Consider the following 22,323-nt stretch of genomic DNA (forward strand, 5'->3'; position numbering starts at 1 on the left):
CCCGTAACCCCCTAGAAAATGCCTGGTTCATGAGGATATGGCGTCAATTGCGGCGTGAGCGCCGATCACCCTTTCGTGTGCTTTTCACCAAAGACCTCAAGGGGCGGGCGAGCCACGCCGACAAAGGATGCGTGAGTACCCTTGCGCACACCATGATGACCGCCGCCCGCTCCGCCGATTCCGGCCTGGCCGGCTCGGGCGAACTCGATCGCTATCCCTACGCGGAGACGCCGGCCGGAGAACGTGCCGCGGCCCGCCCCTGGGGCGGCTCCGATTCCGAGTTGGGGCGGGCGAGCCGACGGGGAGCGGCCAGCCGCGGGCGCGGCCTGCACGGCCAACTCGTCCAGCAGCTCGGCCAGATGATCGTCTCCGGTGACCTCGGCGCGGACCGCCCGCTCGTCCCGGAGGAGATCGGCCAGCGGTTCGAGGTCTCCCGTACCGTCGTCCGCGAGTCCCTGCGGGTCCTGGAGGCCAAGGGGCTCGTCAGCGCACGCCCCAATGTAGGTACGCGCGTCCGTCCGGTCAGCGACTGGAACCTGCTGGACCCCGACATCATCGAGTGGCGCGCCTTCGGCCCGCACCGCGACGACCAGCGCCGGGAGCTGGCCGAGCTGCGCTGGACCATCGAGCCGCTGGCCGCCCGCCTCGCCGCCGGCCACGGCCGCGAGGACCTCCAGCAGCGCCTCGGCGACATGGTGGAGATCATGGGGCACGCGATGGGGCAGGGGGACACGATCACCTTCTCCCGCGCCGACGCGGAGTTCCACGCCCTGCTCATCCAGGCCGCGGGCAACCGGATGCTCGAACACCTCTCCGGCATCGTCTCGGCCGCCCTGCACGTCTCCGGCGGTCCGGTCACCGGCTGCGACCGGCCGGGTGACGCCTCGCTCGCCCACCACGCGCGCATCGTCGACGCCCTGGCGTCGGGCGACTCCGCGGGCGCCGAGACGGCCATGCGCCAGCTACTCGTCGTCCACCCCGACGTGGACCGCGTGGTGCCCGCTCCCCGTGAGCAGCACTGACCCGGCCCACGGCCGGGGTGGACAGGCCCTGTGCCGCCGGACCGCACGGGTCCGGCGGCACAATGGTGAGGGATGCCCGTCCTGGCACGGTTCGTCGCGAATGGGGTGTGACTCGGGCCACGCGGATTGGGCGTAACACTCCTCGAAGCAGCGCGATGACTTAAGAGGTGACCGCCGCGGAAGGAATACAGCAGCCCTTGGGCGCGCTGTCTCCGTTCTGAGGCCAAACCCGCGCCGTCGGCGACATCCCCAGTCGGCGGACGTCGGTTCCCGCCCTCCCCAGGGCAGGGCCGGAAGCCGTTTCCATCGTTCCGAGAGGTTGTTCGTGTCGGCCAGCACATCCCGTACGCTCCCGCCGGAGATCGCCGAGTCCGAGTCTGTGATGGCGCTCATCGAGCGGGGAAAGGCTGATGGGCAGATCGCCGGCGATGACGTGCGTCGGGCCTTCGAGGCTGACCAGATTCCGCCAACCCAGTGGAAGAATGTTCTGCGCAGCCTCAACCAGATCCTCGAGGAAGAGGGTGTGACGCTGATGGTCAGTGCCGCGGAGTCGCCGAAACGCGCCCGCAAGAGCGTCGCAGCGAAGAGCCCGGTCAAGCGCACCGCCACCAAGACTGTCGCGGCGAAGACCACCGTGACCCGGACCGTCGCGGCCACCGCCGCCCCGGCGGCCACGAGCGCGGAAGCGGCGGCCGACGACGCCGTCGCGGCCGCCCCCGCGAAGAAGGCCGCAGCCAAGAAGACGGCCGCCAAGAAGACCGCCGTGAAGAAGACGGCCGCCAAGAAGACCGCGGCGAAGAAGTCCGGCAAGCAGGACGACGAGCTGCTCGACGGTGACGAGGCCGTCGAAGAGGTCAAGGCCGGCAAGGGCGGCGAGGAGGAGGAGGCCGAGGGCGAGAACAAGGGCTTCGTCCTCTCCGACGACGACGAGGACGACGCACCTGCCCAGCAGGTCGCCGTCGCCGGCGCCACCGCCGACCCGGTCAAGGACTACCTCAAGCAGATCGGCAAGGTTCCCCTCCTCAACGCCGAGCAGGAGGTCGAGCTCGCCAAGCGCATCGAGGCCGGTCTCTTCGCCGAGGACAAGCTCGCCAACGCCGACAAGCTCGCGCCGAAGCTCAAGCGCGAGCTGGAGATCATCGCCGAGGACGGCCGCCGCGCCAAGAACCACCTCCTGGAGGCCAACCTCCGTCTGGTGGTCTCCCTGGCCAAGCGCTACACCGGCCGCGGCATGCTCTTCCTGGACCTGATCCAGGAGGGCAACCTCGGTCTGATCCGCGCGGTCGAGAAGTTCGACTACACCAAGGGCTACAAGTTCTCCACGTACGCCACCTGGTGGATCCGTCAGGCGATCACCCGCGCCATGGCCGACCAGGCCCGCACCATCCGCATCCCGGTGCACATGGTCGAGGTCATCAACAAGCTCGCGCGCGTCCAGCGCCAGATGCTCCAGGACCTGGGCCGTGAGCCCACCCCGGAGGAGCTGGCCAAGGAGCTCGACATGACCCCCGAGAAGGTCATCGAGGTCCAGAAGTACGGCCGTGAGCCGATCTCGCTGCACACCCCGCTCGGCGAGGACGGCGACAGCGAGTTCGGTGACCTCATCGAGGACTCCGAGGCCGTCGTCCCGGCGGACGCGGTCAGCTTCACGCTCCTCCAGGAGCAGCTGCACTCGGTCCTCGACACGCTCTCCGAGCGCGAGGCCGGTGTGGTCTCGATGCGCTTCGGTCTCACCGACGGCCAGCCGAAGACGCTGGACGAGATCGGCAAGGTCTACGGCGTGACGCGTGAGCGCATCCGCCAGATCGAGTCGAAGACGATGTCGAAGCTCCGCCACCCGTCGCGTTCCCAGGTCCTGCGCGACTATCTCGACTAGGAGCTGACCGCGATCAAGGCCTCGACCTGCACACATGTGCAAGTCGGGGCCTTTTTCGTAGGAGCGCAGCGTTCCCAGCCCAGATATCTCGCGCCGCAGAGGCATATGCTTGCGATATGAGCGCAAATCTGGACATAGCATCGCTTCTCGACTCTTGGCTGCTTCATCTCTCTGCCGAGCGGAAGAGCGCGCAGACGCTGAAGACCTACGGCGACGGAGTCCGCGCGTTCCTGCGATGGTGCGGGGAGGCGGATCGCCTTCCGGTCCTCGACCGGCCGACCGTGAACGCCTTCGTCTCGGCCTTGCTGGACGGGGGTGCAGAGGCGTCCACGGCGCGGTCGCGGCAGCTGGCCGTGCGCCGCTTCTCCGTATGGCTCGCCGAGGAGGGCGAGATCGCTGTCGATCAGCTCGTGAGCCTCAAGCCGCCTCAGCTTGACCACAAGGTCGTGGAGGAACTCGATGATGACCAGTGCCGGCTGTTGATCAAGGCATGCGCGGGGCGTGATTTCCGTGACCGTCGCGACGAGGCCATCGTCCGGCTGATGATCGAGACCGGTGCGCGGGCGGGTGAGATCGTGGCCATGGAGATTAGGGATGTGGATCTCAAGGCGGGCATGGCGGTCGTCAGGCGCGGCAAGGGCGGCAAGAGTCGCACTGTGCCCTTCGGCGCGCAGACCGGCCGTGCTATCGACCGTTACCAGCGGGCCCGCCGAACGCACCGGCTGGCCGAGACGCCCAACCTGTGGCTGGGGGACAGGAGCAAGGGCTTCACCTATCAGGCGTTGTACAGCGCGCTGAAGGTGCGAGCCGAGGCGGCCGGGATTCCGGACTTCCATCCGCACGTTCTCCGCCACACGGCTGCCGGGCGATGGCTTGCCCGGGGCGGTTCCGAGGGCGGACTCATGGCCGTAGCGGGATGGTCGCGCCGCGACATGATCGACCGGTACACCCGTTCGACGTCCGAGCGGCGTGCGGCTGACGAGGCTCGCCGACTCAATCTGGGGGACCTGTGAAATACCTGCGCCCGGCGCAGCGCAGCCGCGCATCGAGCGGCTCACCGTTTTCGCAACCCGAACAGATTGCGATGATGCTGCGTTGCACCGCTTGCCGGAGGAAGGTGGCCTACGTCACGTCGCGAGGTGATCTTGAATGGTGGACGGGTGATCACCACGAAGATTGTGGCGTCTTCGACTTCGACTCGGTGAAGGGGGAGGCTGCACCGCTTCTCCGTAAGTACGACAGGACGGGCGAGCAGCAGCGAGCGGTCGACATCACTCCGCGTTCCGCGTAGCGCGTGTTAGGCTCGGGGGTCCAGCGCCTCACGCGTTGAGGAACCGTCGGCGATCGATGCTGCACGCGGCAGCGACTTGAACCGGTGGCCTAGTACAGGCCGAATGGCGGACCGGGAAGATCCTGAAGGATAGGACTTCCTGCTGCCATGACCGCGCATTCCATGAGCGCTGCCGAGCGTTCCCTGCTCGCTCAGATTGCGGCCCATACGCTGTGGGCCAACTGCGAAGACCCCGCCGCACACACTGCCCCTGCTCGCAAGGCGTTCCTCGACCGCTTCGAGCGGGAGGTGGACCCTGACGGCACCCTCACTCCCGAAGAACGCGCGCGCCGAGCTGAGCACGCGCGTAGGGCCTACTTCAAGCGCCTCGCTCTGGCATCCGCACGGGCCCGTGCTGCTAAGACCACCCGCGGAGTCATCAAGGGCGGGGGTGGCCGCGATGTCGCATAGCGGAAACTTCCGTCGCACGGATGCCAGGGGCCACCAGAGCTACGACATCACTGTGACGACGTTCGATGGGGAGCAGGCCTTCGTCGTGCAGCCGGCCATCCCGGACTCAGCCCCTGCCGTTCTCAAGGATGGGCTTGCCGTCCGTCGGGCTGCCAACGTGCAGGGCTGGTGCCCTGACTGCGGGGCCCGCCCCCAGATGCCGAACCGCAAGCAGCGCCGAGCCTTGGCCCAGGCTGGGAAGGTGATCCCGGTGCTGTTCTTCCACGAGGACGGGTGCACGTGCCTCACTGACGACGAGGGCGGTGCGGTATGACCCCCGTCAACCAGCCTGCCAGCGTCCCGTCAGGCGGAGGCTCCGCAGCAGGAGTCGGCCCCGACGCCGCGGGATGCCGCCCGACGGAATGCCGGGAAACGCCGAGGGATGAGTTCAGCCAGCCTGCCCCTGTGCCTGCGCCCGATGCCGCCATCAACGAGGGCACCACTCCCGGCCAGAGGCGGGAGACGTGTTCGCTGCACAACCAGTACGTCCCCTGCCGGCACCGCTCCCACTTCGGCGGCACTGAGACCCCGAAGCAGGAACAGGGACTGGAGCCCTGGGAAGAGATCGGCTGGACCCGCGAGGCTTGGGACGCTTTCGCCTGGGGCATAGCGATGATCTCCGACACCCAGTTCTCCAACGAGCGCATGACCAAGGCCTTCGGCCCCAGTGAGGAGAGCAACCCGAAGTGGGCAGCCAAGCGGGCGTTCATCAAGCAGGTGCAGAGCTGCCGCGACGACCTGAAGGCGTCCGACGATGATGAGATCAAGGCGCAGGAGAAGGCTGATGCCGAGGCCCGCCGCCGTGACGCGGCCCGCGAGAAGGTGAAGCGGGAGAAGATGGAACGCCAGCTGTCAGGTGAGCTGGACGCAGCCGCTCAGTCCTTCCTGGACTTCTTCGAGTCCGATGGGCTCATGGGCGTCGACGCGATGCTCTCGGTGAAGCGCCCCGAGGCGCTGATCGACGGTCTCCTCTACATGGATTCCCTGGCCTGGCTGGCAGGTCCCTCGAACACCTACAAGACGTTCCTGGCCCTGGACATCGCGGCGAGGGCTGCCTTCGGGATGACGTACCACGGCGACGACCGGCCGATGGCGATGGTCGGGTCCTTGGTGATCGTCGCTGAAGGCGCCGGGGCGTATGGCGACCGCATCCGCGCGTGGGAGCGGAAGAACGGCCGGAAGATTCCCCGCGACCAGGTGACGTTCTACCCGAGGGCCGTCCAGCTCTCCGACCTGGTCGTGGAGATGCCCGCGCTGCTGGCCCACGTGAAGCGCCGGAAGGAGCAGGGCGCTGGCTACGGGCTGATCATCTTCGATACCCAGGCCATGTGCACCGTCGGCGTGAGCGAGAACGACAACACGGAGATGGGCGTGGTCATGAACGTCCTGCACCAGCTCCGTGAAGCCACCGGCGCGTGCATCCTGCTCGTCCACTATTTCGGCGCCGATGACGCGAAGGGGATGCGCGGCGCCACCGCCATCTACGCCGCCGCGACCACCGTGATCGCGGTGAAGCGGCAGGACGGACTGAAGGTGGTGCTCTCGACCAGGGCTCCGAAGGGGAAGCAGAAGGACGCCGAAGCCATGGACGCCTTCCTGCTGGACCTTGAGAAGGTGGGCGATGTGGTGGAGGGCTGGAGCTCTCTCGCACCGACCAGGGCGGCTCACAGCGGTTCCAAGGTGCGGCACACGCCCGAGGTCAACGCCCGCCAGCGCCTCATCCTGTCCATCCTGACCGCTACCGATGAGGTCGGCGGGCTGGGAGTGTCGGCCATCGCCCGGCACGTGACTGAGGAGGAGGGGCCGAACCCGAAGACCGGCAAGCCATGGTCCCCCTCGACCACCGCATCATGGATGGGCACGCTCGTCCGCAAGGAGCTGGTGAAGAAGGCCGGCACGAGCTACACCATCACCGGCATCGGCAAGGACGCCGTCACCGATGGTCCGATCGGTGAAGACGGCGACCAGTGATCCGTCTTTGCCCCTGACTCCCTTCGTGCCTTCGTGTTCGCCTTCGCTTTGCCCTCTACTACGTAGAGAGGCGGCGCTATAGCGAAGGGGCGACGCTGGATAGCGAAGGATGGTGAAGGCTATAGCGAAGGTGCAGGTCAGGAGCCTTCGCCATGGCGAAGGGCATAGCGAAAACCGTAGGGAAGGTGATAAAGAAGTCTTTGACCTCACTGCGTACACCACGGTAAGGGCGCTGGGCAGCTCCGGGTGCACCATCACGGCGCCGCCCACTAGGTTATTGACGTCGGCGCTGACGGGCCGCTCGCCCTCGCGCTATACCGCCGCGTGGGACTCTCCGTTCAAGGGTTCGCCCCTGGACAGCGCGCGACGTACCTTCGTGGCTCATCCTGCGACTGTCCGCCTGAGAGGGTCCGGCGTCGAGTCTGTTGTCAGGCCCGGCGTCGGAATCCCACAGACTGGTGCCGTGGCTACATGTCAGTGGTAGCGAGCGCGAGACCTGGTTGTGAGGCGCGCTGCTGCGCTGTGACCTGTAAACGCCCTCAATAACTGCCTGTGCGTCGCCAGGCTCTCGTGAGCCTCCCGATGCCGATCTACCTCATCGTCGGTCTGGCCTCCACGTGCTGCACACCGTAGGTACACCCCGTTGGCAGCCAAAGGTCTGGTCAACGGCTCTCGCGCTCTCTGCCTCAGTCGATGGCATCTGCAGCAGCGACGCCACGTTACTCAACGCGCACTCGTCCTGAAGATCCGGAAGCTCCTTTAGAAGCTGATCACGCGAACCAGTGCTGTAAACGCACCTGCTGTCGAACAACGCGCGATGCCAAGCGTCCACGAACTGAGCACAAGCATCGGTCTCAGCCTGTCAAAGGGCTTCGGTCCGTTGCCTCGAGAGCTGCAGTCATGCGCCCTCGACTGTGTCAGGCGCCTGAGCCCGACCGCTGAGGTACCCGCCGATCGCACCCAGCATCGCTCCCACCGGACCAGCCGCTGCGCTCCATGGCGAGTGGTTGTGCCAGTTCCACGAATGTTGAACCCGTGTCGCTACCGATTGCACAGGCGCCTGCCCACCACGGACACCCCGCCGGTCTTAGCGGTGCGGTCGTGACGATCAAGGCGACGATGAGCGGATGACGCCAGTTGTGGCTTGATCGTCTTCTGGCGATCTCCCGACGCTGTCGATGTTGATCTAGGTCACGCACGGGCGCGGGAGTCCAGCCGCGCGGTGGCCGGATGGGGCTGTCGCCCGTCGCCCGTCGCCCGTCGGTGCAAGGGGTGGGGGGGGGAGGGGCGTCGACGTATTCGTAGGTCAGTGGTCGACCCCGCCCCCGTCGACCGTTTCTCTCCCCGGTGAAAAACTCTGCGGCTGATCTTCCTCTATTTGGGGCAGCTGTCGTGGGTGAGGGCTTGCTGTGCTCACAAGAGGACTGCTCTTGCACCGGCGGCGCGCCGTGGCGATCGGCGCGGTTGTCACCCAGCTTCAGCTGACTCTCTCTTGCGCTTGCCTAATTGTGTCGTCCGTCCATCTGACGCAGCAGCTGGACAGGACCCGCCCATGACGTGGTGAGCTGTCGACGGAGCCAGTCCACTGACGAGGGAACCCCTTGCTGAAGCGCTACGGGGCCGAATCCTGGGAACAGGGCTCGCAGGCGCGTACTGTCGGCCTGCGAATGGGGGACATCGCCAACGCGACTCGGCACGTGCTTCCGTTGCACGCTGAGGCCCGTCGTCCTCTCGATCTCCTGGACCAGGTCCAGCAGCGAGGTACGGCTTCCGAAGGCGAGGTTCACCGGGCGGGGGTCTACGATCCGGCGGAGGAGGGCCTCGGTGAGGACATCGCAGACTGTGCCCACGTAGGTGAAGTCGCGGGTCTGGGTGCCGTCGCCGTGGATGGTCACCGGCCGGCCGGCGAGGGTGGCGCTGATCCACTTCGGGATGACGGCGGCGTAGGCGTGGTCGGCGCGCTGGCCGGGGCCGTAGACGTTGAAGAAGCGGAAAGGGAGGACAGGCAGGTCGAAGCTGTGGTGGTAAGCGCTCAGGTACGCCTCCGTCGCGAGCTTGGTGACCGCGTACGGGCTCATCGGGGCGGAGCCCAGGTCCTCGTGCTTCGGCAGGTGGGGGTTGGCGCCGTAGACGGAGGACGAGGACGCGGCGATCACGTGCGGGCCGCCGGCGCGGCGGGCGGCTTCGAGGACCTGGAGCGTGCCGGTCGCGTTGGCGTGGTGGCTCGCCAGGGGGTCCTGCAGAGAGCGCGGTACGGAGGGGAGCGCGGCCAAGTGGACGATGGCGTCGGCGCCGCGGAACGCCCGGTCGAGGAGGGCGGCGTCCTGGACGTCTCCCTCGAAGAACTCCACATCAAGGTCGGCGAGGTTCGCCTTGTCCCCGGTGGAGAGGTTGTCGACGACCCGGAGTCGGGAGACCCGAGGATGTTCGGTCAGGGCGCGGACAAGGTTGCTGCCGATGAATCCGGCACCGCCGGTGATCACTATCTTCACGGTGGTTCCCTTCAGAGAGAGTCGACGTGGGCGCCGGTGAGTCGGCGGCGGCAGTCGAGGATGTACGGGGAGTGCGTGCTGATCAGGGGGTAGTCGAAGGCGTCGTGGTCCGCGAGGAGGACTGTGGCGTCGACAGTCCTGAGCAGGCCGGGGGTCACCTTGACCCGCTGGAGGCCCCCCAAACCGGCGGCGCGGGGATGGGCGTCGTCCAGGACGTGGGGGTCGGCGGCCTGGACCTCGGCGCCCATGCCCGTGAGGAGTTCGGCGATGCGGGCCGCTGGCGTCTCGCGGGCGTCCCCGGTGTTGGCCTTGTACGCCAGGCCGAGCAGCAGAATCCGGGAGCCCTTGAGTGGCTTCCCGCGTTCGTTGAGGCCCGCTACGAGGCGCCGCACGACGTAATCGGGCATGTGGTTGTTGACGTCGTTCGCCAGCTCGACGAAGCGGAAGTTCTGGCCCAGGGTTCGTTCGACTCGCCACGAGAGGTACGAGGGATCGACGGGTAGGCAGTGGCCTCCGACCCCGGGGCCGGGGGTGAAGCGCATGAACCCGAAGGGTTTGGTCGACGCCGCGTCGATGGCCGCCCAGACGTCGATACCCAGGTCGTGGGCGAAGATCGCCAGCTCGTTGGCGAGCGCGATGTTCACGTGCCGGAAGGTGTTCTCGAGGAGCTTGGTCAGCTCCGCCTCCTTGCAACTGGCCACGGGCACGACCGTGTCCACGAGGGAGCCGTAGAAGTCGCGGACCGCCTCCAAGGAGGACGGGGTGATGCCCGAGACGACCTTGGGCGTGTTCTCCAGCCTCCAGGTGGGATTCCCGGGGTCGATGCGCTCCGGGCTGTACCCGAGGTGGAAGTCCCGGCCGGCGGTCAGGCCGGAGCCTCGTTCGAGGAGCGGGCGGAACACCTCCTCGGTCGTCCCGGGGTAGGTGGTTGACTCCAGGACGACGGTCGCTCCGCGGGTCAGGCGGCGGCCGAGCGTCCGCGCCGCGTCCTCGACGTGCGACAGGTCCGGCGCGCCGTCGCGCAGCGGCGTCGGGACGGTGACGACCGCCACGTCGAACCCGGCACAGTCGGCCGGGTCGACGGTCGGCTGGTAGACGCCGGCAGAGAGGAGCGGTGCGAGCCGCCTGTCCGAGACGTCCTCGACGTACGACTCGCCGACCACGAGCCGCTTGATTCGGCCTGCGTCAACGTCGAGGCCGATGACGCTGTGCCCCATCTCGGCGGCTCGCACCGCGAGCGGGAGCCCGACGTACCCCTGCCCGACGATGACGACGCGGAGTCGACGGGGCTCGTGGTTCCTGGTCATGCGGTCCACCTCGCTGTGGTTCGGGATCGGGACTGGGGTGGTGGGGGCGTACTCGCAGTGCGAGATCCGGCATGGGCGGTGGCCGTAAGATAGGGAGCGCCTCGGCCGTCCGGGACTCGCTTGGCCGCCTGTCCCGGACGGCCGAGTGCTTTTCGGGCGCGGCAGGAAGGGGCGGGAAAACCCACCGGCTGGCCCCACCCCCGGTTCGATACGATGACGGTGGCTTGCAGCCCCGTTCCGTCACCATCCGTGACACCGACGTGCGATCGGAGTGATCGCGTCGGCTGCGGCCTCCCGACCTGGGCCCGCCGTGGCAGCGTCACCGGCGCCGTACGTACGAAATGGAGCATCCAAGGATGGCTCGACACCTGGTAACCAGCGCGCTTCCCTACATCAACGGGATCAAGCACCTGGGCAACATGGTCGGGTCGATGCTTCCGGCGGACGTGTACTCCAGGTACCTCCGCCAGCGCAGTCATGACGTCCTCTACATCTGCGCCACCGACGAGCACGGCACGCCGGCCGAGCTGGCCGCCAAGGAGGCCGGGCTGACGGTCGCCGAGTTCTGCGCGCAGGCCCACGACGCGCAGAAGGCCGTGTACGACGGGTTCGAGCTGGCCTTCGACTACTTCGGGCGCAGCTCCTCGCAGCAGAACGTCGAGATCACCCAGCACTTCGCACGGAAGCTGAACGAGAACGGCTTCATCGAGGAGCGGGCGATCCGCCAGGTGTATTCGCCGGTCGACGGCCGCTTCCTGCCGGACCGGTACGTCGAGGGCACCTGCCCGCACTGCGGCTACGACAAGGCCCGTGGCGACCAGTGCGAGAACTGCACCCGCGTGCTCGACCCCACCGACCTGATCGACCCGCGCTCGGCGATCAGCGGTTCCACGGACCTGGAGGTCCGCGAGACCAAGCACCTCTTCCTGCTGCAGTCGAAGCTCCAGCACGAGGTCGAGGAGTGGATCGCCACCGTCAGTGACCAGTGGCCGCACCTGTCCACGTCCATCGCCCGCAAGTGGCTGACCGAGGGTCTGAACGACCGCGCCATCACCCGTGACCTGGACTGGGGCGTGCCCGTCCCGGCCGACACCTGGCCGGAGCTCGCGGCCGAGGGCAAGGTCTTCTACGTCTGGTTTGACGCCCCGATCGAGTACATCGGCGCGACGAAGGAGTGGGCGGACGCCGCCTCCGACGGCGAGACCCGGGACTGGAAGTCGTGGTGGTACGAGGCCGACGACACCGTCCGGTACACGCAGTTCATGGCGAAGGACAACGTCCCCTTCCACACGGTGATGTTCCCGGCCACCGAGCTCGGCGTGCGCGAGCCCTGGAAGAAGGTCGATGTCGTCAAGGGCTTCAACTGGCTGACGTTCTACGGCGGCAAGTTTTCCACCTCGCAGAAGCGCGGCGTCTTCACCGACGCGGCCCTGGAGATCCTGCCCGGCGACTACTGGCGCTACTTCCTGATCGCCAACGCCCCCGAGTCGGACGACTCCTCCTTCACGTGGGAGCACTTCACCGCCACGGTGAACAAGGACCTGGCGGACACCCTCGGCAACTTCGTCAACCGCGTGCTGTCGTTCTCCCGCAAGCGGTTCGGCGACGAGGTCCCGGCCGGGCACGCCGCCGGCGAGGCGGAGGCGAAGCTGGGCGAGGAGATCGCACGGCTGCTCGGCGAGTACGAGGAGCAGATGGAGGCCCTGCAGTTCCGCAAGGCCGCCGCGGCCCTGCGTGCGCTGTGGTCCGCGGGCAACTCCTACCTGGAGGAGAAGGCCCCCTGGCTGGAGATCAAGACCGACGCCGAAGGCGCCGCGTTGACCCTCCGTACCGCGATGAACCTGATCCACCTGTACGCGGTCGTCTCCGAGCCGTTCATCCCGACGTCGGCCGCCGCCATGCGCGGGGCCTTCGCCCTGGAGAACGACACCGCGACCTGGGTGACCGCCGACCAGGCCAAGTCCCTGGACACCGTCCCGGCCGGCACCGCGTTCACGGTCCCGCCGGTGCTCTTCGCGAAGATCACGGAGGAGGACCTGGAGTCCTACCGTGAGCGCTTCGGCGGCGCCCCGGAGGCCTGACAGGCATCCCCGCACCCGTACCGTCCCGACTCTCATCGGGCGCTACGGGAGTGGAGGAGGACAGGCAGGTCCGCGGGCGAGACGTTCATGAGCCGCACGCGCGGAGCCGGGCCACCGATCTCCACGCAGGTGACCCCGGCGGACCCGGGCACGTGCTGGAGGTACCGGTCGAAGCCGTTCCCGGTGAGCCACAGCAGCAGGCAGGCGATGCCCCCACCGTGCCCGAGGAGGACGGTGGTTCGCCGTGCCCCGGAGCGGACCTCGTCCCAGAGATCCACGTAGCGGGCCTGGACGTCCTCCGACGACTCGCCGCCCGGCGTGCGGAGCCGGTGGATCGGCACGCCGTGGCGAGCGGCCTCGGCGGCGGCGAGTTCCCTGGGCTGGCCCCCGAGATGACCGCTGTCCTTGGCGGCCAGACGCTCGTCGACGCGGACATCGGCCGGGGCGAGCGCGGCGGTGAGGAGCTCGGCCGACTCCCGGCAACGGGACATCGGGCTGACGAGCAGCTGATCCACGGTGACCCCGGCCGCCGCGAGGCAGGCACCGACCCACCGTATGTCGGCGCGCCCGCGCTCGCTGAGCCGGCCGCCGACCGCGCGGCCCTGGTGGATGCCCTGGAGGTTCTCCTCCGTCTCGCCGTGCTTGACCAGGTAGATGCGCTGGGTGTTCATGGCGTGGTGTCCCTTCACTCCGGTCAGTCCCAGTGGCGGACGTCGACGCGTGCGGAGACGGCGGCGGCTACCTCGTCGTGCTCGGCCTGGCTCATGGCGGGGAAGCGGTCGTGGTGCCACTCGACGTAGAGGACGGAGACGAGGTCGATCGTCCCGTCGGCGAGCAGCTTCCTGAGCACGGGGTACTCGGCGCCCTCGATGTCCATCTTCACGACGACGTGGTCCTCCGGCATGGCGGTCCGGCGGAGCCAGGCGCTGAAGTCCACCGCCGGTACGGTGACGGGGGAGCTGTAGTCGATCTGCTGGTCGTACATGGGTGGTACCCGCTTGCCGGGCATCACGGTGGAGCTCTCGTGGTGCCCGAGGAAGAGGTCGATCGTGCCGTCCTCGGTCCACACCGCACTGGGGGACACCTCGATCAGGCTGGCGTGCTGGGCCTGCTCCACGTTCGCCGTGATGGAGGGGAGTAGGGTCGCGTTGGGCTCGAAGGCGTAGAAGTCGTGGTCCGGGAGCTCGTGCATGAAGCGCTTCAGCACGACTCCGAGGTTGGCGCCGCAGTCGACGAAGATCTTGCGCATGAGAGTCAGTCCTCCAGGTCGGTCTTCGGAGCGCTGAGGTCGATCTCCCGTACGACACGATCGGCGAGCAGGACGAAGTCGCCGGTCTCGGGGAGGTAGCAGCGCTCCTCGTAGCGGATGGTGATGCGGCGGACGGGTTCCTCGCCGCGGTAGGCGGGCAGATCGCCCCACCGGTAGAGCTGGCCCCCGGGCGCCTTGAGGCGCCGTAGCCACAGGGGCAGGGGGCTCTTCCGAGCACCGGCGTTGAGCCGGGTGAACATGGCGGTCAGGAAGGCGACGTGCTCGGCCGAGCGTTCCTCGTCCCTGTGCGTTCGGCCGTACGTCTGCTTGAGCGTGTGCAGCCGGTCCCGGTCATGGCCGGCCTGGACGAGGAGATCGCGGATCCGCCGGTCCCAGACGATTCCGAGGTGTCCGTGGAGGACGGGCTCGTCCGTCAGGAAGTAGCCCTCCACACGACCGAACTCGCGCTCGTACGGGCACATGTAGTCGTTGTAGAGCCCCCGCGTCGCGCCGGACACGGTCTCCACCTGCCAGTGGACGCGGGCGGTGAAGGGCGTATCCCACCACCCCAGATGCCAGGGCTGCCACAGCAGGTCGGCGGTGCTGAGCAGGATCACGGTGAGCGCCACCAGTGCGGCGGGCCACCCGAAGGCCGTGTTGTACCCCGTGTCGGGAAGCAACCCAAAGGCCGTCGCGAGTCCGATGTTGGCGGCGATGTTCTCCCAGAAGAGGATGCCGGAGGCGAGGGCGACGGCGAGGTTGAAGAGTGCGGTCGTCACCAGGACCGCGATCAGCAGCCGGCGGTCGAGAAAGGCGACCAGCCCGGCGGCCTCCACGACCATCGTGAGGATGTTGACGGGGCGGTCCACGACCCTCGCCCGGTGCAGAAGCCGAGACACCTTCCCGGACGGGAGGAAGCGCGCCCAGCCCCAGGAGTACGCCGAGGCTATGAGGTAGTGCGTGCGGTTGTGCCAGGCCCAGGACCAGGGGCGCGGCCCCAGACGTGCTTTGCTCCAGGTCGGCTTGACGTAATGGGACAGCGAGACACAGCCGAGCACCAGTACCAGACCCGCCGTGGAGTCGGACGGGGGCGGGGTGAGGACCGCGGTCACGAGGAACCAGGCGAGGTACCCCTTCAGTAGCCTCACCGGCATCATCCCGTGGTGCTGCCAGCCGCGCAGCCTGCCGCAGAACACGGCGATCCACGCCAGCAGGGCGGGAGCCCAGAGGCAGGACGCGACGGCGAGGAGCAGGAGGATCAGCTTGTCCCGACGCTGGGGACCGATGGGCAGCGTGACGTCGTAGTCGCTCGTGGCGCCTCGCCAGGTGAGGAGGGCGATCACGGAGACGACGAACCAGCACAGCTGCTCGGGGAGAGGCGACGGACGGAGGGCCAAGGGGGCGATGACCGCGACGGCCGTACCCATGGCCAGTGGCGTGGGGCGCCGAGCGAGAGTCCGTACCGCGGGGGAGACCCCGAATCGGTAGCAGGCCACCGCGGCGGCTACGACCGCCGCGGTCACCACGTAGGAAGGAACTGGGGGAGTCGGCATGTCGACTCCCCCGCGATCGGCGCGGTCATCGGCCGGTCGCTGGCCGGCAGGCTCTCCAGGTACGAGGCGATCCGTTCCCGGGGATCGGCTGCGAGGTACAGGTCGCGGTGGCGTACGACGTTGTCGCGGAGCACCGGTCGCCTCGCGAGGAAGTCGAGGACGGCTCGCCGCTCGACGCGCGGGGCGGCAGTGCCCAGCCCGGCCTCGTCGACGACCTTGGCGCACCAGTGCTGGTCGTAGGTCGGCAATGGGACGAGGTGGACCGGTTTGCCGAGGACAAGGGCCTCGCTGATCAGGTTGAAGCCCGCGTTGGAGAAGACGGCCTCGGAACGGGCCATGTCCGCGATGAACGCCTCGCGGTCGAAGGCGTGTATCTCGATCCGGGTGTCTGCGTACCCACGCAGGGACCTCAGTTCCGCCGGCTGTGCGTAGATCCGCAGCGTGCGGTCCGGTACGGACCGGCGGAAGACCGAGGCCAGCTCGCGGACGGACTCCTCCGGGCCGTGGTCGAAGTAGCGGGAGAAGTAGGCCGTGACGAGGGGCTCGGTGGTGACCTGCGCCGACCTGACGAGATCCGGAACGACGGGGGAGATGAACTCCACCCTCTGGTCCTCGGCACTCAGCGGGACGTAGGAGCAGATGAAGGACCGGTCCATGCGGGGCGCGAAGTACCGCAGCCGTTGCTCGTCGGCCGTTCGGGCGTACCGGCCGACGGTGGGGAGGCCGAGGTGGCGGTACTTGCTCTGCTGGTCGATGGAGACGAGCGGTCGACCGAAGTGGTAGGCGAGCCGCGGGGTGTTGGGCTCGTAGTCGGTGACGAACACGTCCGGGACGCCGCTGTTCCTGACGGCCCTGCGCAGCCGGAGATGACGGAGGAGACCTCCGGGCGCCTGCCGGATGTTCGCGCGTACGGCGTCGCGAGCGTGGATCCGGTCGTCGCGCGCGAGCAGCGTCGGCATCCAGGCGTCCCAGGCGGGGAAGCCGAGGTCCCTGAAGTACTCGACCCTGCCCTGGCCGTTGGTGACGACCCGGACCCGATGTCCGCGGTCGCGGAGGTACTGGGCGACCACGCTCTGCCGGACGGTGTGTCCCATTCCGATGCCGTTGACACCGACGATGACGTCGAGCGGTCGTACGTTGCTGGTTCCGTTTCTAGGCACGACGATCCCATCCCTTCGGTCAGGAGAGCCGGGTGATGACGTTGCGGGTGACCGTGGCGACCTGGGGATCGGTCGCCAGGAGGCGCGCCCAGTCGGTGGTGGCGGCCGTGAAGACCGTGCCGCCGGCGGTGAAGACGCCGAGCGTGGCGGCCCGGGAGCCGGACATCGGCTCCCGGGCGGCGAAGTTCCAGTCCGGGGGGAGCTCGGCGACGCCGAGGATCTCGAAGTCCTTCGGCGTCCCGTCCTGGCCGGTGGGACGCGGGCGGCCGGCGGCGTCGTATTCGAACGCCGCGCCGTCGCACTCGTAGCCGATCAGTGCCCCGCCCTGTCCCAGGCTGTCTCCGGTCCTGAGCTCCGTGCCGGCGAAGGCCCAGTGGCCGGCGTCGGTGACGACGAAGCCCTGAGAAGCGCGGGTGCCTTCCCAGTGGCCACCGCCGTTGCGGTAGCTCACGCCCAGGAGGGTGTTCTCCGGCTCCGACTCCCACCAGTGGTCCGGGCACCCGTACGAGCTGTCCGGGTCGGTGCCGGCGGGGGCTCCGGGCGGGAACTTGTCGCAGGACAGCCCTGTCCCGTCCGGGGTGACGCCGACTCGCCACCAGCAGGTGTTGGCCCCGAAGTTGGCGATGTGGCCGCCGGCGTCCCGGAAGGCGGTCACGTAGCGCCGGAGGTCGGTGCTCCAGTACTCGTCGTGACCGGCGGCGACCAGGAGGCGGTATCCGTCGCGCAGGAACAGCCCCTCGTGGAGGTCCAGGTCGGTGCAGTAGTCGGCCTCGATCCGGTTCCGCTCCAGCCAGGCGATGAAGGGGGCGTCCCAGTGGGCGAACGTCTGCCGGGGCGATGACGGGTCGTACGCGTCCGGCAGACCCTTCACGGGTCCGCCGACACCGCCCCCGGGACGGCGCGTCGTGACGTGGGCGGCGCTGTAGAGGCTGCCGCCGCCTGCCGTGTTGTACGCCTGGTAGGTGAACGTCGGGATTTTGTACAGGATCCTGCGACCGGAGGGCGCGGAGGGGGTGACGACCAGGAGGATGCGCGCCTCCCGGGCATCCAGCGGCGGTATGCCGGAGCCGCGCTCCGTGCCCAGCACGGCGACGTAGACACCGGACCGCCACTCCGGGGGTACGAGGAACTCGTACGCGGGCCACTGCCAGTCCGCGTCGAAGTTTCCAGGAGACGCGGCATGGCCGGGCCATTCGACGTGCCCCGCGTGCTGCGGTTCGGCTCCCCAGCGGTAGAAGTCGACGTGGAAGCGGGGCGCGGTGGTGGCGATGTGCAGGCGCACCACCTCGCCGGCTCGGACGCTGGGCCGGGCCGCGTAGCCGTTGACGGTGGTCACGAGCCCTCCTTGGCACGGGCCACGCCGACGAGGTGGAACGGGTCGATCGCCTCGACGCGGGCGTCCCAACCCAGATCGCTCAGCTGGGAGGTGAGCTCGGTGGAGTCTCGGAGCACCTTCACGGCCATGTGACGGGAGCCGTCAGAGAGGGTGCGATGGACGGTCGGCACGGACGCCGCTCCCACCCGGTCCTCGATCTCCGCCTTCGCCGGCGAGTCGTCGAGGAACACCACGCGACCGCCGGGCACCAAAGCCCACCTGAGCAGGTTCCAGAACGCTTCCATCTCCACCGGTGGCACGTGGCTGAGCCAGAACGCGAAGAACACCGTGTCGTACTGGCGGTCCGGCTCCCAGCCGAAGACGTCGGCTTCGATGAAGCGGGTCTCGGTTCCTCGCATACGGTCGCGGGCCCGGCGGAGCATCTCCGGCGCCGCGTCCAGCGCGGTCAGGCTGCGGGCCCGACGAGAGAGCAGCCGGGTCCACTGGCCCGTGCCGCAGGCGATCTCCAGGACGTCACCTCCGATCGGCAGCGAGTCCAGAGCCTTCGCGAGCCGCGGCATGTCCATGCGGGTGCCGTACGTGGCGTCGTACTCGTCGGCTCGCGCCCGGTAGTAGGCGATCTGCCCTCCGGACCAGTCGCCCGGATCGCCCTGTCGTTCTTCCGTTCCGGTCACGCTGTGACCACCCCTCTCGACTGCCCACGGAGCCGTGGTGCTCCGTGCCGAGAAGACTGCCGAGCGACGCTGGTCAGCGGGCTGTCGCGGTGTCGCACTCGCGGTGCAGCCCCGCCGCTGTCCAGGGAGACGGGTGCGCATCGCGCGGACCTGGCCGGAATGGCCCGGGTGCTGCATCCGTGCTGAACTCCCGTCGCAGCGAAGGCTCTACGCCGCTGGTCAGGCCGCCCTACCCTGTTACCGTCGTCGGTGTCGGTCGAAGGAGCTCAGGTGGCCACGGTGCAGCGCTGGACCGGACGGGAGGCGCGTGCTCTGCGGCTCGCGACGCGACGGAGCGTGCGTGGCTTCGCGTCCTACCTCGGCGTCAGCGACCGGACGGTGTCCAACTGGGAGGCCCGGGGCGAGGAGATCGTCGTCGCACCGGACTCCCAGGCGTTACTCGACACGGCGTTGGAACGGAGCGACGCGGAGGTGCGGCAGCGCTTCTGGGACTCTGTCGGTGTTCCGACGCCCGAGGTCGCGCCGGCGCCGGACGAATACCGCCCCATACCCGTTCCGGAGCCCGGTTTGGTGCACAGGTCCGAAGATCTCGAAGGGCTCGTCTCCGTACTCCGTGAGGCGGCGCAGGACGACACCGTCGCCACGGTCGCCCTGTGCGGCCCGGGTGGGTTCGGAAAGACGACGCTGGCCACGCAGGTGTGTCACGACCCGCGTGTACGGGACTCCTTCTCGGAGATCCTCTGGGTGGAGACCGGCGAGGGATGCACGGCCGCCAGGGTCGTCGAGCTGATTTCCGACCTGTGCGTCCACCTCGACGGCAACCGTCCATCGCTTGCCGATCCGGAGCAGGCCGGCTTCCACCTCGCCCGTCTGCTCCAGGGACGACGTGCGCTCCTGGTCGTCGACAACGTCTGGTCCGCCACCGACCTCGGCCCCTTCCTGCTCGGCGGCGAGGACTGCGTACGGCTCGTGACCACGCGGAACGTGCGCGTGTGCCCCAGCTCCGCCCGAGTCGTGCGCCTGGGGCCCATGGCTCCGGGGGAGATTCGCGAGCTGCTCGTCCGCAACGTCGGTGCCCTCGGCGATGCCGAGGCCGGGCGCCTCGCGGGCGTATGCGGGGGCTGGCCGCTCCTTGCGTCGATCGTCGGTGCGAACGTCTCTCAGGAGGTCGGTTTCGGCGCCCCGGCCGACCGCGCCGTCGCGGAGACGAACGCGGCGATCCGCGCGTACGGCCCTCAGGCTTTCGACGTCTGGGACTCCGACCAGCGCAAGAACGCCATCGGGCAGGCGCTCGAATCCAGCCTCCGCAGTCTCGCGGAGAGCGTCTCGATCGCCGGCCGCACGGATCTGCGAGACCGGTACCTGTCCCTGGCGGTGTTCCCTCCGTCGGTGCCGATCCCCATGTCGGTCCTCACCCACTGGTGGGGCACCGCGAACGGGTGGGCCCCTCACGTGGTGCGCCAGTTCTGCCGGGTGCTGTCCGACCGGTCCCTGATCGGCGCCTACCTCGCCGACCGGAACGCCATCGTGCTGCACGACGTGTTCCGGTCCTATCTGCGCCATCTGATCGGCGACCAGTGGGCGACCCTTCACCGGTCCCTGATCGAGGCGTACCGGCAGAGCACGGACGGTGCCTGGGAAACGCTCGCTGATAGCGAGGGATACCTGTGGCGTCACCTCCCCTACCACCTGCGTGAGGCGGGCCTCGACGCCGAGCTCGTCAGCCTGCTGGCCTCGCCGACGTACGTCATGCGCAAGGTCGAACTGGTCGGGCACCAGTCTCTGACCGCGGACGCCGCCGTGCTCGACGCCATGCCCGAGCGCCATGATGCCGGCCACCCGCAGCACCAGGTGTGGGCCACCGCCCGGGCCCTGACCGGTGCCGGGTATCTGCTGAACGGGCTGGAGAGCCCGGCCGACATCGCCTCGACCCTCTCGATCGTGCTGCGGCGGGCATCCACACCCGAGGCCCCCCGAACCTTGGAAGGCGCTGCGGGGGAGGGAACGGTGCTCGCCCCGCGGTGGCTGTTGCCGCCCCCTGAGGTGAGCTCCGAGGCGGTGACGGAGCGCGGCCACATCGGTGCGGTCGTAAGCGTTTCCGCCGTCCGCGACCTCGTGGCATCAGGCGGCGAGGACGGGGTGGTCAGGCTGTGGAACCTGAACACGGGCAGGCTCCTCCGAGCCCACGAAGCCCATACCGGATGGGTGTTCGCAACTGCGCTCTCTGGGGACGGGATGGTTCTCGCCTCAGCGGGGGACGACGGAGCGATCCGCCTGTGGCGCACGGACACCGGCGAACCCGTCGGGGTGCTGCCCGGGCACAACCGCCGCATCCGCAGCCTCGCCTTCTCCTCAGCCGACCCGGTCCTCGTCTCCGGTGCCGAGGACGGAGCCGTATGCGCGTGGGACCTGGAGCGGCTGGTGCTCCTGCGTACGATGCGGGCCGCCGGCACCCCCGTCTGGTCCGTGGCGATCGGCGGGGACTCCGACTCGCTCGTGGCCGTGGCCGGAGAGGACGAGTTCGTCCGGCTCTTCGACCTGCGCACCGGCCGCCTCCTCGACGAACGTGCGGAACACCAGGATTGGGTCCGTTCCGTGTCCTTCGCCCCCGGCTCCTCCCTCTTGGCCTCGGGGTCTGGTGACCGTTCCGCAGCTTTGTGGGACACGGCCGACGGAAAACTCGCGCTCGTCCGCCGGATCACCAGCCTCAAGGCGCGCGTGCGCGCCGTCGCCTTGTCCCCGCATGACGACGTCCTCGTCGCCGCGACCGAGGAGCCGAGGATCCAGGCGTTCTCGGCGGAGACGCCCGTAGGTGAGACGCAGCTCCCGCGGGGCGTCGACTGGGTGCGCTCACTCGCCAGAACGGGTGACGGCACCGTGGTCGCCGGGTGCGAGGACGGCGCTGTCCGTGTCTGGGCCGTGGGAAAGGGCAGGCTCAGGACCCTGGTCGGTGGCTCGAACACCGTGTGGTCCACGCAGTTCGCGGCCGGCGGACGTACCGCTGTGGTCGGTGACGGGGACGGCGGCGTCGCCGTCGTCGACACAGCGACGGCGGCGGTCGGCCGGCGGCTGCCCGCCGCCCATGGACGCGTCTGGTCCCTGGCCTGCGGCGAGGAGCACGTCGCCGCGGCTTGCGGCGACGGGGCGGTCAGGGTCTGGTCACTGCCTGACCCGGCCTGGTCGCTCACCCTGAACCAGGACACTCCGCGAACGTGGGCTGTGGCGATGGCCCGTTCGACGCCTCGTATCGCTGCGAGCACGGGTGACGGACACATCCGGTGCTGGGATCTCCCCACGGGGACGCTGTTGTGGACTCAGGACGTGCACGCCGGTCGGCTGCGGTCGCTCTCGTTCGACGACAGCGGAGACGTCCTGGTTGCCTGCGGTGGTGACGGCTCGGTGCGCGTGTGGCACGCGCCTACAGGGGATTTCAGGAGCCGGTTCAGCAGCCCCAGCGGGTGGGCCCGTGCCGTCACCGTGGACGGTCCGGGCGACCGCGTGGCGGTCGGGTCGGGAACCGGAGACATCGCGGTACGACATCTGGGGACGGACCGGTTTACCTCCCACCTCTCCGGTCACACGGGCCGCATCCTCATGCTGGGCTTCATGCGCGACGAGGACCGCCTCGTGTCAGCTGCGGCGGACGGGACGGTGCGCGTGTGGTCGCTCGACGAGCAGCGGCAGATCGCCGAGGTCCGAGTGGACGCCTCACTGCACTGCGCGGCCTTCGAGCCGGCGACGGGTGAGGTGCTGGTCGGGAGCGCGGCTGGCGTCGTGGCCCTGGGGATCATGGACACGTGAGCGACATGCGAAGGGCTTTGG

At 68.8% G+C, this 22,323-nt stretch carries 15 protein-coding genes; 7 read left to right on the top strand and 8 right to left on the bottom strand.

Going from position 1 to position 22,323, the window contains the following annotated elements; translation table 11 throughout:
- Window positions 1–131: 131 nt before the first annotated feature.
- The 5 genes from ACQ9ZG_RS26145 to ACQ9ZG_RS26165 all read left to right on the top strand — a co-directional run bounded on the left by ACQ9ZG_RS26145 (window position 132) and on the right by ACQ9ZG_RS26165 (window position 6,649).
- Window positions 132–1,022, top strand: coding sequence for a FadR/GntR family transcriptional regulator (locus ACQ9ZG_RS26145; RefSeq protein ID WP_175513288.1), 891 nt, complete (start codon window positions 132–134; stop codon window positions 1,020–1,022).
- Between the two features lie 325 nt (window positions 1,023–1,347).
- A complete protein-coding gene (locus ACQ9ZG_RS26150; protein WP_018488306.1) occupies window positions 1,348–2,898 on the top strand; it encodes an RNA polymerase sigma factor in 1,551 nt (516 codons plus the stop codon).
- Window positions 2,899–3,014: 116 nt separating this feature from the next.
- A complete protein-coding gene (locus ACQ9ZG_RS26155) occupies window positions 3,015–3,911 on the top strand; it encodes a tyrosine-type recombinase/integrase (protein ID WP_109917091.1) in 897 nt (298 codons plus the stop codon).
- A 780-nt stretch (window positions 3,912–4,691) separates the two neighbouring features.
- Entirely contained in the window at window positions 4,692–4,952 is a 261-nt protein-coding gene (locus tag ACQ9ZG_RS26160) for a hypothetical protein (RefSeq protein ID WP_146225846.1), read from the top strand.
- Window positions 4,949–6,649, top strand: coding sequence for an AAA family ATPase (locus ACQ9ZG_RS26165; protein WP_109917089.1), 1,701 nt, complete (start codon window positions 4,949–4,951; stop codon window positions 6,647–6,649). The genes ACQ9ZG_RS26160 and ACQ9ZG_RS26165 overlap by 4 nt, the downstream gene beginning before the upstream one ends.
- A 1,502-nt stretch (window positions 6,650–8,151) precedes the next feature.
- Here ACQ9ZG_RS26165 and ACQ9ZG_RS26170 read toward each other — a convergent pair.
- Window positions 8,152–9,141 carry an NAD-dependent epimerase/dehydratase family protein gene (locus tag ACQ9ZG_RS26170; RefSeq protein WP_109917088.1) on the bottom strand — a complete coding sequence of 330 codons (990 nt, stop codon included), beginning with the start codon at window positions 9,139–9,141 and terminating at the stop codon, window positions 8,152–8,154.
- Window positions 9,142–9,152: 11 nt separating this feature from the next.
- A complete protein-coding gene (locus ACQ9ZG_RS26175; protein WP_109917087.1) occupies window positions 9,153–10,448 on the bottom strand; it encodes a nucleotide sugar dehydrogenase in 1,296 nt (431 codons plus the stop codon).
- 356 nt (window positions 10,449–10,804) lie between these two features.
- On the opposite strand from ACQ9ZG_RS26175, the gene metG reads away from it, so the two are divergent.
- Window positions 10,805–12,529, top strand: a complete 1,725-nt coding sequence (gene metG, locus ACQ9ZG_RS26180) for a methionine--tRNA ligase (RefSeq protein ID WP_109917086.1) — start codon at window positions 10,805–10,807, stop codon at window positions 12,527–12,529.
- A gap of 32 nt (window positions 12,530–12,561) precedes the next feature.
- On the opposite strand, the gene ACQ9ZG_RS26185 is transcribed toward metG, so the two are convergent.
- From ACQ9ZG_RS26185 to ACQ9ZG_RS26210, 6 genes are all read right to left on the bottom strand, one after another.
- Window positions 12,562–13,200, bottom strand: coding sequence for a histidine phosphatase family protein (locus tag ACQ9ZG_RS26185; RefSeq protein ID WP_109917085.1), 639 nt, complete (start codon window positions 13,198–13,200; stop codon window positions 12,562–12,564).
- A 23-nt stretch (window positions 13,201–13,223) separates the two neighbouring features.
- Entirely contained in the window at window positions 13,224–13,778 is a 555-nt protein-coding gene (locus ACQ9ZG_RS26190) for an FkbM family methyltransferase (protein ID WP_109917084.1), read from the bottom strand.
- Window positions 13,779–13,783: 5 nt separating this feature from the next.
- Window positions 13,784–15,205, bottom strand: a complete 1,422-nt coding sequence (locus ACQ9ZG_RS26195; protein ID WP_258312363.1) for a hypothetical protein — start codon at window positions 15,203–15,205, stop codon at window positions 13,784–13,786.
- 92 nt (window positions 15,206–15,297) lie between these two features.
- Window positions 15,298–16,491, bottom strand: coding sequence for a glycosyltransferase family protein (locus ACQ9ZG_RS26200; RefSeq protein WP_258312362.1), 1,194 nt, complete (start codon window positions 16,489–16,491; stop codon window positions 15,298–15,300).
- A gap of 19 nt (window positions 16,492–16,510) precedes the next feature.
- Window positions 16,511–17,827, bottom strand: coding sequence for a N,N-dimethylformamidase beta subunit family domain-containing protein (locus ACQ9ZG_RS26205; RefSeq protein WP_109917081.1), 1,317 nt, complete (start codon window positions 17,825–17,827; stop codon window positions 16,511–16,513).
- Window positions 17,824–18,501, bottom strand: coding sequence for a class I SAM-dependent methyltransferase (locus ACQ9ZG_RS26210; RefSeq protein WP_109917080.1), 678 nt, complete (start codon window positions 18,499–18,501; stop codon window positions 17,824–17,826). The genes ACQ9ZG_RS26205 and ACQ9ZG_RS26210 overlap by 4 nt, the downstream gene beginning before the upstream one ends.
- Before the next feature lie 270 nt (window positions 18,502–18,771).
- On the opposite strand from ACQ9ZG_RS26210, the gene ACQ9ZG_RS26215 reads away from it, so the two are divergent.
- Entirely contained in the window at window positions 18,772–22,302 is a 3,531-nt protein-coding gene (locus ACQ9ZG_RS26215; RefSeq protein ID WP_109917079.1) for an NB-ARC domain-containing protein, read from the top strand.
- Window positions 22,303–22,323: the final 21 nt, after the last annotated feature.

It is taken from the genome of Streptomyces araujoniae, from assembly GCF_050871195.1.
In the GTDB taxonomy this organism is placed as follows: Bacteria; Actinomycetota; Actinomycetes; order Streptomycetales; family Streptomycetaceae; genus Streptomyces; species Streptomyces bacillaris.